The organism is Streptomyces sp. 1114.5 (assembly GCF_003635085.1).
Classification (GTDB): Bacteria; Actinomycetota; Actinomycetes; order Streptomycetales; family Streptomycetaceae; genus Kitasatospora.
Genome location: NZ_RBXE01000001.1, coordinates 5189349 through 5203911, shown reverse-complemented (window position 1 = coordinate 5203911; position 14563 = coordinate 5189349). Strand labels below are relative to the sequence as shown.

Here is a 14563-nt window from a genome sequence, read left to right as displayed (position 1 = left end):
CGGGTTGCACGGTCACCGGCCCTGGCCCTCCCCCTCCCCCGGGTCCGGGTCCTCGTCGCGCAGGGCGCTCTCCGACAGGTCGGGGCGCAGCTCCGACCCGATGAAGTGGGCTTGCGAAGCGGCGGTGAGCACGACCTCGGGCGGGCCGTGGCCCTTGGTGATGTCTACTTCGTCCTTGTCGTCCTTGTGGTCCTTGTGCACGTTCTTGGTGTCCGCGTGGGTCTTGCCCACTTCGGTCCGGGTGAGTTGGAGCGTCTTCTCCGCGTTCACCGGGTCGTCGCAGGCCAGTACGAAGGTCGCGTGCTGCGGCGGCCCGGCCAAGGCACCCACGATGGGGGCCACTCCGAGCACGAGCGTGTCGCAGGCGTTGGGCGCGACGGTGTCCGGGCGGACCTTCAGGACGAAGCCGGCGCCGAGCTTTGTTCCGACCGGGTCGGTGAGGGTCAGTGGTCCGGGGCCGATGTTGGCGACGGGCACCGTGACGTCGTCCGGGGCGAAGCCCGAAACCGGTTTCGCCTCGACCGAGTTGGCCATGGCCAGCCGTGGCCGGGTGGCGTCCACCACGTCTCCGGCCGAGGTCCAGACGAACCCGAGCTCCTGAGGGTCGGTGTTGGTGAGCCTGAGCTGCCAGGTGTGGGCCACGCCCAGGCTGAGGATGTCCAGCTTCACGGTGAACACGTCGGTGTCGTCCCGGACCCAGGAGGCCTTGGCGACCGGGTTGCCGTTCCCGTCGGGGATGGTTGCCGTCTCGGGAGCGGGCGTGACGGCCGTGATCAGCCCCGTGTCCGCCCGGAGTTCGATGTCCGGTGCCCGGCCGCGCAGGGCCGCGCAGTTCGGGCCGATGGCCACCACGCGCAGGAACCAGGGGTTCACCGTGGGGTCGACGAGGAAGGGGACCAGCCCGCTGGTGGCCTGGGTCGTGAGCCTGAGCTGGCCGGTGGCGGGGAACATCTGGAACGTCGGTTGCATGATTGCCTTCTCTGGCTTCTGTCGGCCCGCGGGCTCTTCCGGGGTCGCGCCGGGTGTCCGCTCACCACGTCCCGAGCGGGACGATGTCGACGTACACCGGCCGGCCGGTGCCGTCCCCGGTCGCGGGGACGGGCTGGGTCTCGAACTCCCGGACGACGAGCCGCTGCGGCCGTGCTCCGGTGTCGGGGATGCTGATGACGCTGGTCTGGCCGAGCAGGGCCCGGCTGTCGGAGAGGGTGGTCCATCCGGAGACGCCGGCTGCCGCGGCCGCCGCGGTGTCCCGGACCTGCAGTTCGGTCCGGACGAGGTTGCCCGGGCCGCCGGGGCCGAGCCCGTCCAGGACGACGGTCGCCCGCCCGGCGGCGCGGGTGACGGACAGCCGCCGGTGCGGCGGGAGTTGGACGGGTTCGGTCAGCGCCACCGGCGACACGTCGGGGGCGTCGGTGACGGTGTACGGCTGGTAGCGGGCCAGGGCGAGCCGGACGAACGGGAAGTAGGAGGAGGCGACCAGCGGGGACAGGTCGAGGTCGGCGTACCAGCGGTCGCCCTGTGCGTCGAACTCGACCGGGTACAGCGCCGCGTCGAGCAGCCGTTGCACTTCCGGGAGGGTGACCTGGGCCCGGTCGGGTGCGCCGATCTGGTCGCGGGTGAGGACGCCCACCGGTGAGCCGGTGTCCCGGACCGGGTCGCGCCCGGCGACGCCGACGAAGCGCAGTGCCGCGTCGGGGGCCAGCCCGGTGGGGTAGGTGAGCACGGCCAGCACCTCGCCGTCGCCGGTGGCGAACCAGGGCCGGGCGAGGAAGACCCGCAGGCCGCCGCCCTGGCGGAGGCGGGTGAGGGTCTGCTGTCCGTCCACGGTCTGGCTCCAGCGGAAGGTGGGCATGGCGTACTGGAAGGCGGGGGCGGGGGGCCGGGCGGAGCTCGGCACGTCGGTGTCGGCGAGCGTTCCCCGGGCGAGGCAGGCGGCGGGGTCGGCCTTGAGGACGCGTCCGAAGCAGTCCTCGAAGCGCGAGACGGCCGTCACGGCGTAGCTCACCCGGTGGTGGCGGGTGTCGCCGAACTCCTGGCGGATGACCGGGAGCGCCTGCCGGGGCGGCAGGTGCTGCACCTCGTAGGAGCCGACGTGCGCCATCCGCCGGGTGACCGCCGGTGCGGCGGGCGGGGCGTCCTCGTGGTCGGTCCATTCGGCGTGGAGGTCGATCCGTCCGGTGCTGGCGATGTGCAGGGACAGCCCGTCCGTCCCGAGCACGGTGTCGTGGTCGCCGGCCTTGCGCTGGGCGGCCAGCTGCCCGGTCGGGTCGCTCAGCGGGCGTTGCACCGCGTGGACGAGGGTGACCGTGCGCGGCGGGGTGACCAGCCGGTTCCTGCCGAACACGATGTCCTGGAAAGTGGCCGGGTCCTGCGGGTCGACGCCCAGCCAGAGGGCGATGCCGAACAGCTGGACGTGCTTGTACGGCAGGCAGGACGGGATGTCGAAGGTCACCTGCTGGGCGGGGCCGAGGGCGACGGCCAGGTGCCGGGCGTCCAGCTGGCTGACCGTGCAGCCGGCCTGGGCGTCCGTGAGCCGTACGGAGGCCGTCTGGCGGTCCGGCCAGGCGCCCTGCCAGGCGGCGAGCACCGGCTGCCCGTACCGGGGGACGATCTCCCCGGGCCGACCGTTCGCCTCGATCGGCCGGGGCTGGGCGTTGAGGGCGATGAAGGCTCCGCTCGGGTCGGCCAGCCAGGGCAGCACGACCTCGGTCTCGGGCACGGTGACGTACGGCTGTGGCACGCCGGAGGCCGGGTCGGCCCCGATGACCTGTGCACCGGTGACGTCCCCGAGTTCGCGGTCCGCCCGTTTGGCGACCTCGAAGAGCCGCTTGACCTCCGCGGCGGGGGCGTCGGGGCCGAGGGCGGTGTCGAAGCCGCCGTCGTACTGCATCGCCAGGGCGAGGGAGCACTTGGGGGGCAGCAGGTGGCGCAGGTCGTAGGGGCGGTAGCCGTGGAGGGCCGCGTAGGCGCTCGGGGTCACGCCGCGGTCGCTGCGGATGACCATGCGGTCCTGGCCGTCGCCGTCCTCGAAGGGCCGGGTGGGGACCAGTTCGGGGGGTGACAGCGGCTCGTAGCGCAGGTAGGTGAGCTTGTCCGTCTGTGCCTCGGTGGGCCCGGCCTCGTCGGGGTGGAGCCCGCCGCCGGCGAGGTCGGCGATCCTGACCCGCAGCCAGTAGTCCTCGCCGAAGCGCAGGCTGGGCAGCGAGCCGGGGTCGCACTCCACCACCGCGTCGAGGGCCGGCGCCGCCCGGACCGGCATCGCGTCGCCGGTGGCCACGGTCCGCTCGGGTCTCGGGGCGACCTGACTCCAGCCGTCCCAGCGGGCCACCGTCTGGTGCAGGTACAGCGCGTCGTTCGGGCCGGCGCCGGTGGTGACCGGGCCGGGCCGCAGGTAGCCCTCGTCGAGCAGGCCGGCGGACGGCGCCGGGCCGAACGGCAGGCCGCCGATCGTGTAGTGCAGCCGGCGCCGGCAGAGTGAGCGCCACGGGCCGGTCGGGCCCTGGCGCACGTCCATCCGGTAGCCGCCGAGGAGGGCGTCCGCCGTGAGGGCGGTGGCGAGCAGGCCGGCGGGGGTCGCGCGCTGCTGGGCCCGCTGGAGCTGCTTGCGGTGCTCGTCCTCCCGGCCGCGGTCCACCAGCGCGAAGCCCGTGGAGTGCAGGGCGGGTAGTGCGCCGGGCGGGCTCGTCCGTCCGGCCGGGGCCGTGGCGCCGTCCGACTGGGCGGCGCTGACCAGGCGGAGGGCGGCGCCGTCCACGTCGAAGGTCATCACCTCGTAGCGGGCGTTGTGGGAGGGGGCCAGGCCGGCCCCGTCGATCGGCAGGAGTCCCTGGCTGAAGGCCGTGCCGGCCGGGCCGGCTCCGGGCGCGGGAACGAAGCGCGTCCCGGTGAGGGTGTAGGCGGTGGCCGGGGTGAGGTCGCACTGGGTGGCGGCGGTCCAGCCGGGGGGCGGGTTCGGGTCGGGGTTGGGCCAGTGCGGCACGGCGTGCAGTTCCGCCGGGCTCGTGGCGGTCGGGGTGAGCCGGGAGGCGGGCACGGCCAGGTCGATCAGCAGGCCGAGCGCCCGCAGCAGCACGGGGTGGTCGGCGAGGTGCACGACGGTGTCGTGGAACTCGCTCTCGGGTGCGGCCTCGGTGTGCCTGGTCAGCGGGGTGAAGCCGGCGCCGGTGCGCCGGTAGAAGGCGTAGGCCTGGGCGAGGGCGGGCTGGTCGGCGGGGGCCGGCACCGGCCCGCCGTCGAGCGTGCGCAGGCCGGTCTGCCACTGCTCGCTGATCGTCTGCAGGGCGGCCTGCAGCGCGGGGTCGTCCTCGGGCACGAGCCCCCGGTGCCCGGCCTGGGCGGCTTGGACGGCGTGGGCGGCGTGGGCCTGGGCGGTGGCGGTGTAGATGCCGCGGACCTCCGCACCGGCCGCCCCGGCAGGGAAGGCGCGGGTGTCGCGTCCGTCGTAGGAGGTGGCGTGGTAGGGCCGGACCAGCATGCCGGGGGTGAACAGGGCGTTCCAGGCAGCGAGTTGTTCGGCGGGGGTGAACCGGACGGTGGTCTTGTCGAGTGCGGTGTACGGCACCGGGACCGCCGGGATCGGCTGTTGGCCGCGCAGGATCCCGAGGCTGACGGCGGCGAGCCGCTGCGGCCAGCCCTGCATCCCGAAGCCCGCGACGGTGAGCCGGCCCGTGGCCGGCCCGAGCAGCCGCGGGGTCAGCAGGACCGACAGCAGGGCCATCGGCTCGGTCTGGCCGGCGGTCGGCGGCACCACCCGGCCGGACGGGATCACGGTCCAGACGAACTGGCGCTGCAGGCCGGTGGCGGACACGGGCGGGCAGGCCGCCGACGAGCGGCCGGAGGCGGAGCTGGGGTCGGTCGGGGAGGTCGGGCCGGAGGCGGTGCCGGGGTCGGTGGGGTCCATGGGTTCGCTCCCTAACTGCCCGCGAACGCCCGGCAGTAGGCCTGCCAGGGGAACGACGGCCCCTGCGGCCCGAGCGCGGTCTCCACCGACGACGCGGGGCCGGCGACCGCCGCCGCGGCCCCGCCCGGCCCGAGGGAGCCGGGGGAGCCGAGGGAGGACGACCCGCCGAAGCTCTTGTGGCACTCCAGCGTCACGGAGGTGGACCAGAAGGTGAGGTCGATCGTGACGACGAGCTTGGCCGATCCGCTCAACGTATTGGAATGACTGTCGTACGTCAGGCTGAGCGTCAGCTCGACCGAGACGGTGATCAGCCCCAGCAGCGAGACGCTGCCGCCGATCCGCAGGTACCCGGTGATCTCGCAGTCGCTGCCGCGCTGGGTGAAGACGACCCCGCCGAAGACGTGGACCTCCGCGGACGCGATGGTGAAGTCCATGACGATGGCGGCGCCGAACTCGATCCCGCCGGTGACCCGTTGCAGGCCGCTGTGCGCCCCGCCCGCGCTCAGCTCGACCTCCAGGTACCCGCCGCCGCCGAAGCCCGACACGGTGACCAGGAACGGCCGTTCGCGCGTGCCGAAGGCGAAGTCCACCAGGACGGGCTGGTTGGTCAGGGAGAGCGTGACGCCGATCTGCACGGTGAGGTTCTGCAGGCTGAACACCATCAGCCCGGAGCTGGGCACGGCGAGCGCGTACGAGGCCCTGACCTCGGTGGCCGACACGTCGATCCGCGGGCCGCCGCGCCCGGCCTGCGGGATCAGCTTGGCCAGCGTCGCCAGGAAGGACAGGTTCCCGTTGAGCCGGACGTCGGCCAGCTTGACGTCGAGGTTCAGGCTCTGGCCGGCGTCGGCGGTGAAGGTCACCGAGGTGAAGACCAGGGTGACCAGCGCGGCGTCGCCCCGCTGCGGGATCGCCAGGGTGAAGTCGTTGATCACGCCGGTGGCGTGCAGTCCGGGCTTGCCGGCGACGAGCCGGGACACCACTTCGAGGTCCACCGCCGAGGTGTTCCCGTGGTAGAACGGCGCGAAGTCCGTCAACAGCGGCTGGTGCCAGGTCAGTTTCGCCGACGGGTTGCCGCCGTCCTCGGTCCACAGCAGCTTCGGCTGGTCCTTGACGACGGAGATGATGTCGCGCAGCGGGACCACCCCGAACAGGGTCGCGTCCTCGGCGAAGAGCTTCTTCGGATCCGTCGGGAGCGCGTCGGCGACGGCCGGGCCGAGCGTGCGCGAGACCTTGGTCATCGTCAGGTTGGGGGCGGCCAGCGTTCCCGCCCGCGCCCCGGCCGCGCCGAAGTCGAGGGGCTTCGGTTCGAGGAGGTCGAGCAGGGTGTCGGCCGGCGGCGCCCCCGCCGGCGGGTCGAGCAGCGCCTTCGCGAACGTCGCCGGGACCGGCGGCATCGGGCCGAGGAGCTGGCGCACCGCGGGCAGGCCCACGTCCAGCCGCGTCACCTGCGGGTGGAAGCCCACGCCGGTGGGCACCGCCACCCCGAGGCCGCCGAAGGTCATCGACTGCACCTCCTGCACCGCGCCGTCGGCGGCCTGCGTCGGCGACACCATGGCCAGCGGGATGCGGCTGCCGACCTCGGAGACGGGCCGTCCCAGGCCCGCCAGGAACCCGGTACCGGGGCCGCGCCCGTACACCCCGTCGAGGGCCGCGGCGCAGCCGGCGCCGGTCGCCGCCTGCTCGGCGAACAGCAGCGGCAGGTGCAGTTCCACCCACGCGCCGCCCGCCCGGGCCTGCAGGGTGAACACGACGGGCCGGCCGCCGTCGGTCGGCCAGAAGCACCGCGCGGTGCAGGACGCCGGGTCGAGCGTGATCCAGGAGGCGATGTCCAGCTCGTCGGCCTGGCCCGGGCCGATCGTGACCTGCTGGAACGGGAATGCCCGCTCGTACGCGCCGCCCGCGCCGATGCCGTACTCGCGCACCGGCTCGGTGACGATCAGGAAGGATCGCCGGCGCAGCGCGGCCACGGCGGGGCCGGTCCGGTCGAAGTGCCGCTCGATCAGCTCCACGTAGGCCGCCCGGTGACCGAAGGGGAAGAGGGCGCCGGTGGCGGCGATCCGGACGTAGAAGTCCCGGCCCAGCGCGGCGTCATGGCTCCACTCCAGGTCGGGCCAGTGCGCGGCGGCGGTGAACCGGGCCCCGTAGGCGCTCAGGACCAGGCGGTCGACCGTCGGCGGCTGGTCCGGGTGCAGCGCCGCGGTCGCGACGATCTTGTCCAGCCAGGCGCCCAGCGGGGTGTTCGGGTCCGAGACGCCGGGCGCCACCCGGACGGGGTGCACCACCAGCGGGCGGCCGGGGCCAGGGCCGGGTCCGGGGCCGGGGCCGGGGCCGGAGAGCCGGCTGTGCCACAGCTCGACGCCGCCGCCCGTGCTCGCGGCGGGCAGCGTGCGGTGGGTGCACCCGGTGCCCTTGCCGAGGGTGAGCAGCAGGCGCCAGGGGAGTTCGAGGGTGGTCACCTCGGCGCCGGAGGAGGAGGACGGTTCGGTGACCAGGGTGAGGCGGTTCATCGCGTCGAGCAGGCCGTCCACGGTGAGCGTGACCCGGTCCTGGCCGCCGACGGCGAAGCAGAGGCGCGAGGGACCGGCGAGGTACCCCTGACTGGTCGAGGAGCCGGCGGCCGGGACCGTCTCGGCCAGGTGCTGCGCCGGGAACTCCGCGATCAGGCTGCCACCGCCGGCACCGGCCACCAGCTGGACGGAGCCGTCGGCTTGGACGTGCTCGGTGAGCCCGACGGTCCGCACGGTCAGGGTGACCAGGTCCTCCGGGCGCAGCACGGTGTAACCGGGGGAGGTGGCGGCCGCGCCGGCTGCGGTGCCCAGCAGGTCGATCAGCTGCCAGTCGGACCAGACGGTGTCGAACCAGCGGTGCATCAGGGCGGAACCGGCCCAGACGGCGAAGACGTCGGTGCGGCCGTGCCCGGCGTCCACGGCGGCCAGGGCGGGGCGGGCGGGGCCGTCGGCGGCTCCGGAGCTGAGGTCCCCGCCCAGGTTCTCCCAGAGGAGCGGCCCGGGGCCGGGGTGGGGGTCGAGCGCGCAGTGCCACAGACCGTCATCGCCGCCCAGGAAGACGTCGCGCTCCGTGGCCGCGAGACAGGTGAAGGACGCCCGACCCTGGTCGGGCAGGCTGCCCAGTTCCTCCCACTCCGCGGAGCGGCCGGCCGCCAACCGGCCACGGAACAGGCGGTGTTCGCGGGTGCCGTCCCGGGCGCGCTCCCGGGTGCCGACGACGAGGAGGTCCAGCCGGCCGGGGGCAGCCGACACCGCCGCCGAGAGCCCGGGGGTACAGCCCTCGGGGCGCAGTGGGAGCGGCCCGCTGACCGGGCGCCAGTGGACGAGCTCCCGTGCAGCGGCTTCGTCGGAGGCGTCTGCGAGGACATCGGCGAATACGTGGGGGTCGCCGGCCTGGGTCGCCGCGGCCGTGAGGCCCGTCGCCGGTCGCCCCTCGGTGAGCATCCCCCGCGACTCCCACTCCGGCCGGTGGTCGGACCGGTCCCCGGACCGGTCCCCGCCCGGCAGGCGGGTGTGCCAGAGCTCCCCGGCGGCGCTGAGGGCGAAGAGCTCGACCGGCCCGCCGTCCTCCGGCCTCGCCGAGGCCGCCGAAGTCGCCGACGCCGCCGAGGCCGCCGAGGCCGCGGCCAGCCAGTCGAAGTCCGGCGCTCCCGGTGCGGGCCAGGGACGCCCGAGGTCACGCCATGCGCTCCACGCCCCGTCGACCACCCGGGGGTCGAACACCCGGTGCCGTACCGTGCCGTCCGGTGCACCGACGAAGAGGTCGAGCCGTCCGGGCCCGGAGGAACAGACGGCCACGGCCGTGGCTGAGCGGTTCTGCATGGGTGCCCCCAGCAGGTGGACGGCGGCGATCGACGACGGCGACGCCCCGCGGGCCGGGATGACTCCTCCGGCCCTCAATTACGTTCAGCGTAGGCCTGCTTCGGTCACGGATCAACCGCTCGGCCGCCGGTCACACGGGGTGACAACGCCCAGGCGGGGACGGGGCGTTCGGCAGTGCGGCGCAGCGCCTTCGGGGGCCAGTGCGGCGCGGGACTTCCGCCGCGGGGTCAGTTCGGGAGCAGCGGCAGGCCATGGGCGGAGAGCACGGCGTTCGCGAACTCCGGGCGGTCGACGGGCAGGCCGTGGCGTCCGAAGAGGGCGAACAGCTCGGCGAGGGCGCGGGGTTCGAAGCCGCGTGGCGAATCGTCGTCGGTGACGGGGAGTTCGGCGAGGAGGGGGCCGCAGTTCCGGCCCGGACGGTCGGCCAGGCGCAGCCGGATCCGGACCGAGTGGGCGCCGTTCTCCGAGTCCTCGTCGAACTCCATGGACAGCCCCTGGATCTGCTGCCAGGGGTGGCGCTTGGCAACGAGCAGACGGACCATGACGAGGCCTTGCTCCTCCTCCCGGAGTCGGAAGGTGCGGGGCACGACGAGGGCCACTGCGGCGACGATCGCGGCGCTGATCAGCAGGGTCGCCGTCACGCCGGTGGCGCCGGTCTCGCTCAGGACGATCACGGCCCCCAGCGCCACCAGGCAGCCGCCCCCGACGGCGTTCCCCACGCGCCGTACGGGCGCCAGCCGTACCGTCGTCACCGTGCGTCCCCCGTTTCGCCGTCGTCCGCGTGTGCTCCCGCCCTCGCGGTTCCACCCTCGCGGTCCCGGCTCGCCCCGGACAAGCGCCGCCGCACAGCTGTGACGGCCCCGTGACGAAGCTCCGCTCCCCGACTGCGGACAGATAGCTCTGCGCCGACCGTTGACGGGACTTGAACAGACAGGTGAAATGTCACCCATCACATGCGACGCACGTCCCATCGATTTGAACGTTCAAACAGCACAGCAGAGCGCCGCCCGTCCACCCCAGCTCACCCGACCGGAAGAGGACCCCGCCATGCCGTCCCGCGCCGCCCGCTCCCGCGCCTTACCGTCCGGTCTCCTGCTGCTGGCCGTCCTCGCCGCCCAGGCCCTCGGCACCGGCCCGGCGCTCGCCGCCGGGGCGGACCGGACGGCCGACGGGGCACCGCTCGTGGACGGCGGCAGCTACCTCCTCGGCTCCGCCCTGGACGGCAGCTGCCTCGGCCCGCAGTACGACGGCGCCGCCGCCGGCACCCCGGTGGTCGGCGCGGACTGCGGGCGGCTGCTCAGCCGGCGCTGGCAGCTGCGCCGCACCGGCGGCGACTACCTCCTCGTCAACGCCGCCGACGGCCGCTGCCTCACCCTCGACGGGCCCGGCCGCCGCCCCGCCACCGCCGACTGCGGCACGTCCCCCGACGCCGAGCGCTTCACCGTCTCGCCCGCCCCGCAGGGCACTTACACCCTCACGGCCCGAGGCATCGACGCCTGCCTGAGCGCCCCGGGGAACACCACGCAGGGCACCGCTCAGGGTGCCGCGCACCACCGCTGCGACGCCCGCCCGGCCCACCGCTGGACGCTCACCCGCACCGAACCCCTCGTCCTCCCCAACCCCGGCTTGGAACAGGGCGCCGACGGCTGGACCTTCACCGAGCACACCGGCACCGCCACCAACAACCCGCACGGCGGCACCCGTCTCGCCTACCTCGACGCCGGCGCCGGCTACGCGGTGAGCCTGCGCACGACCGCCGTCACCGCGGGCAGCCACGACCTCTCCGCCTGGATCGCGACGGGCGGCCCCGGCGGCACCTTCTCGGTCAGCGTCAACGACACCGTGGTGCGCACCCTCACCCTCCCCGACCAGCCCGTCTACGCGAAGTACACCCTCCCCCGGATCCGCGTCGCCCCCGGGGACCGGCTCACCCTCACCATCGGCTCCGCGCCCGCCGGCTGGGTCAACGTGGACGACGCCGCCGTCGCCCCCTCCGCCCCCGCCGACCCGGTCGTCAGCTCCTCCGACCCCGAGGTCGTCGCCCTCTTCGACTGGGCGAAGACCAAGGCCAACAGCTGGGTGCAGCAGGCCGGCGCCACCGGCGTCCTGGACATGGACGAGAACCACCCCGGCGGCACCGGCACCATCACCTACGCCACCACCTACTGGGCCGGCTACCCCTTCCGATCCGCCTTCTACAGCCGCGACTTCGCCCACCAGCTGGTCGGTGCCCACCTGCTCGGCCTGGACGCCGAGAACAAGACCATGCTGCGCGGTTTCGCCGCCTCCGCCACCGAGGCCAACGGGCTCTACCCGGTCTGGGCGCTCGACTTCGACGCCCGGACGTACGGCGCCATCGACTACCGGGGCCCGAACCGGTTCGTCCGCGAGCTGCCCGCACCCTTCGAACTCGTCCAGAAGGCCGGCGAGGCCTACCGGTGGACCGGCGACCGCGACTACGCCGACGACCCGGCCCTCGGCGCCTACGTCCGCAACACCCTCGGCCCGTTCGTCACCCGCCACCCCGGCCCGCTGGACAACGGCGGCGTGCCGATCCCGCAGGCCACCAGCCGCAGCATCTTCGCCGGCACCGCCAGCTACGCCGAGAACGCCACCAGCACCTACGCCGAGGCCGGCGACGCGCTCGGCGCCCAGTACCAGGCCTACCTCGCCGCAGCCGGACTCGCCGAGGCCCGCGGCGACACCGCCTCCGCCACCGGCTACCGCAAGTCCGCCGAGGCGCTGCGCTCGTACGTGAACTCCACCTGGAGCGTGGACCGTCGGCAGCCCGGCGAGGTGGTGCACGGCTACGACACCACGGGCAGGCCGATCACCGGCTGGGGCTACGAGGCGAGCGTGCTGATGCCGGTCAAGCAGCTGCTCGACCCCGGGCCGCGCCGGGACGGCTTCCTCGCCGCCGTCGACGCCGCCGACTCCGGCCCGGAGCGCTCGGCCAACCTGGAGGCCTACACCTACCTGCCGGACGCCTTCTTCGCCAACCACGACGGCACCACCGCCTGGAAGTGGATGCGGTACGTCTACGAGAGCGTCGGCGCGCAGCACGCGAGCGGGCAGATGCTGAACGGCGACTACCCCGAGGTGCCGTTCACCCTGCTCTCCCAGACCGTCCAGGGCCTGCTCGGCGTCGACCCGGACGCCGCCGCCGGCACCCTCGTCACCGACTCCCGGCTGCCCGCCTCGATGGGCTGGCTCCAGGCGGCGGACATCCCGGTCGGCGGCGGCACGGTGACCGTCCGCCACGACGGCGGGCGGGCCAGCACCGTCACCAACACCGGGACGAGGACGCTCACCTGGGAGGCCCGCTTCCGCGGGGAGCACGCGCACCTCACCGTCGACGGCAAGTCGCGCGAGACCCGCACCAGGACCGTCGACGGCGTCACGTACACCTACGCCACCGTGCCCCTCGCCCCCGGCCACGCCGCGACCGCGGCCGTCACCGACTGAGCCCCGGCTCCGCCGCACGCCGCCATCCCACCGCTGACCCCCACACCGCACCACCCGCGGCCGGCCGGCCCCACCCGGCCGGCCGCGGCTCCCCCTCGATCGATCCGACGAATCGTCAGATCAGTAGAAGGCAACGCCCCCACACCCCGACAGGAGCGCGTTCATGCGCCGAACTCCCCGCCGCCTGGCGGCATCCCTGCTCTCACTCGCCCTCGCCACCGCCGGCCTCACCGCCGCCGGACTCGGCACCGCCGCCCCCGCCCACGCGCTCGGCAACGGCAACGCCCTCACCCCGCCGATGGGTTGGAACTCCTGGAACTCCCTGGGCACCGAGGTCACCCAGGAACAGGTCGTCCAGACCATCGACTTCATGGCCGCCAACGGGCTGGTCGCGGCCGGCTACGACACCGTCACCATCGACGACGGCTGGTCGCTCTGGCACCGCGACGGCCAGAGCACCGACCTGGTCCGCAACGCCGACGGCGGCCTGCAGCTCTACGACACCGCCGGGCACCCGGTCGGCGGCAGTGACGGCACCGGTAACGACCCCACCTCCGGCCACCTGATCCCGCGCCCCGACCACTTCCCCGACCGGGACGTCAACGGCCGTACCGTCAACGGGATCGCCTACCTCGCCCAGTACGCCCACAGCAGGGGCATGAAGTTCGGCCTCTACGCCACCGACACCTACCTGACCTGCCAGATGCATCCCGGCAGCCTCGGCCACGAGAGCACCGACGCGGCCGACTTCGTCGCCTGGGGCGTCGACTTCGTCAAGTACGACGACTGCCCGTACGGCCCGCCGATCACCGGCCCGGACGGCCACGACTACGGCACCCAGGGCGAGGGCAGGGAGCTGACCCGCTCCGTCTACGCCCGGGTGCAGACCTTCCAGCGCGCCCTCGACGCCGCCTCCGCCGCGCAGGGCCGCCCCAGGGTCACCCTCAGCGTCTCCGCCCAGCCCGTCCACACCGGCGTCCCCCCACTGCTCGCCGCCGACGACCCGGCCCGCACCGATCCGGTCGTCCAGGCCGCCGGGACGGCCCCCTTCCAGGCACCCGGCTACGCACCGACCGGCGTGTGGTGCGGCCAGGTCGCGAACCTGTGCCGGATCGGCGGCGACCGGGACAGCGAACTCGACGGCGTGCTCTGGAACGGGCAGTTGCAGACCGCGCTGCAGTACCCGGGCAACGTCCGCCCGGGCAGCTGGAACGACCTCGACATGTCCTTCACCGGCTGGCAGGACGTCTACGGCCTGTACGGCACCACCGACACCTGCCCCTGCCACAAGCCCTACACCGACGACGAGTCCCGCACCGAGACCTCCGTCCTCGCCATGCTCGCCGCGCCACTGATCTCCGGCGCCGACCTGCGCACCGCGGCGCAGTCCCGGCACAGCGCCGACGGCTCCACCTGGTCCACCGGGATCAACGCCGCGAGCCTGGCCATCCTCACCAACCGGGAGGTGATCGCCGTCGACCAGGACACCCTGGCCAGGCCCGCCACCCTGGTCGGCGAGCGGCCCGCCGACGGGCACGCACCGGTCGTGCTCAAGCGGCAGCTCGCCGACGGCTCCACCGCCGTCCTGCTGCTCAACCAGGACCCGTCCGCCGCCCGCACGGTGGGCACCGGCCTCGCCGAACTCGGGCTCCCCGGCACCGGTTACCGGGCCAAGGAGCTGTGGACGGGGGCCAGTTCGACCGTCGACGGGCCGCTCGCCGCCTCGCTGCCCCCGCACGGCGCGGCCCTGTACCGGCTCGCCGCGCAGCCGGCCGGCGGGGCCTCCGTCGTCGACGACGACCGGTACCACACGCTGAGCACCACGGGCGGCCTGGCGCTGAGCCTCTCCGGCTCCTGCGCCGCGCCGATCGCCTCGATCACGGACCTGGAAGCACCGCGCGGCGGGGACGCGGCGCAGCAGTGGACCTTCACCACCAACCCCGACGGCACCGTCCGGATCACCGACGGCTGCGACACCGCCACCCAGCACCACACCGTGCTCTCCGCCGGGGCCTCCGCCGGCAACAGCGCCTACCTGCTCGACCTCGCCCCGGGGAACCCGTGGCAGGAGTGGAAGGTGGCGCAGGACCGGGCCACCGGCACCCTCACCGTCACCAACGTCGCCACCGGCCTCGCTCTCGGCGCCGCCTCCACCGCCCCCGGCACGCCCGTCACCACCGACCCGCCCGCCGGGCAGAGCTGGACGCCCGGCTCCTGACCCGAGCCGCTGCGGGGCGCTGCCGCCCGCCGGCCTCCCGAACCGTCGGATCCGGACACCCCGGGAGGCCACACCCCGGGAGGGCACGCCCCGCACGGCCACGCACCGCACGGCCACGCACCGAACGCCCACGACCCTCGCGCCCACGCG

Annotated in this window: 6 protein-coding genes; 2 read left to right on the top strand and 4 right to left on the bottom strand. The window is 74.5% G+C overall.

The window, feature by feature from the left end; translation table 11 throughout:
* Nucleotides 1–12 precede the first annotated feature (12 nt).
* From BX285_RS22970 to BX285_RS22955, 4 genes are all read right to left on the bottom strand, one after another.
* Complete coding sequence (locus tag BX285_RS22970; RefSeq protein ID WP_147465215.1) at nt 13–969, bottom strand: hypothetical protein; 957 nt, start codon at nt 967–969, stop codon at nt 13–15.
* Nucleotides 970–1030: 61 nt separating this feature from the next.
* Nucleotides 1031–4900, bottom strand: a complete 3870-nt coding sequence (locus BX285_RS22965) for a hypothetical protein (protein ID WP_259470647.1) — start codon at nt 4898–4900, stop codon at nt 1031–1033.
* 11 nt (nt 4901–4911) lie between these two features.
* Complete coding sequence (locus BX285_RS22960; RefSeq protein ID WP_259470646.1) at nt 4912–8808, bottom strand: hypothetical protein; 3897 nt, start codon at nt 8806–8808, stop codon at nt 4912–4914.
* A 149-nt stretch (nt 8809–8957) separates the two neighbouring features.
* Nucleotides 8958–9482 carry a hypothetical protein gene (locus BX285_RS22955; protein ID WP_147465214.1) on the bottom strand — a complete coding sequence of 175 codons (525 nt, stop codon included), beginning with the start codon at nt 9480–9482 and terminating at the stop codon, nt 8958–8960.
* A 295-nt stretch (nt 9483–9777) separates the two neighbouring features.
* On the opposite strand from BX285_RS22955, the gene BX285_RS39290 reads away from it, so the two are divergent.
* The gene (locus tag BX285_RS39290; protein ID WP_183107146.1) at nt 9778–12195 is read left to right on the top strand and encodes an RICIN domain-containing protein; all 2418 of its coding nucleotides are present in this window, start codon (nt 9778–9780) and stop codon (nt 12193–12195) included.
* A gap of 163 nt (nt 12196–12358) precedes the next feature.
* Nucleotides 12359–14413 (top strand): alpha-galactosidase, encoded by a 2055-nt coding sequence (locus BX285_RS22945; protein ID WP_121176954.1) that lies wholly within the window; start codon nt 12359–12361, stop codon nt 14411–14413.
* Nucleotides 14414–14563 lie beyond the last annotated feature (150 nt).

Excerpts from the sequence above, each read along its gene's own strand:
- BX285_RS22970 (WP_147465215.1), bottom strand. The coding sequence starts at position 969 with ATGCAACCGACGTTCCAGATGTTCCCCGCCACCGGCCAGCTCAGGCTC.
- BX285_RS22965 (WP_259470647.1), bottom strand. The coding sequence starts at position 4,900 with ATGGACCCCACCGACCCCGGCACCGCCTCCGGCCCGACCTCCCCGACC.
- BX285_RS39290 (WP_183107146.1), top strand. The coding sequence starts at position 9,778 with ATGCCGTCCCGCGCCGCCCGCTCCCGCGCCTTACCGTCCGGTCTCCTG.
- BX285_RS22945 (WP_121176954.1), top strand. The coding sequence starts at position 12,359 with ATGCGCCGAACTCCCCGCCGCCTGGCGGCATCCCTGCTCTCACTCGCC.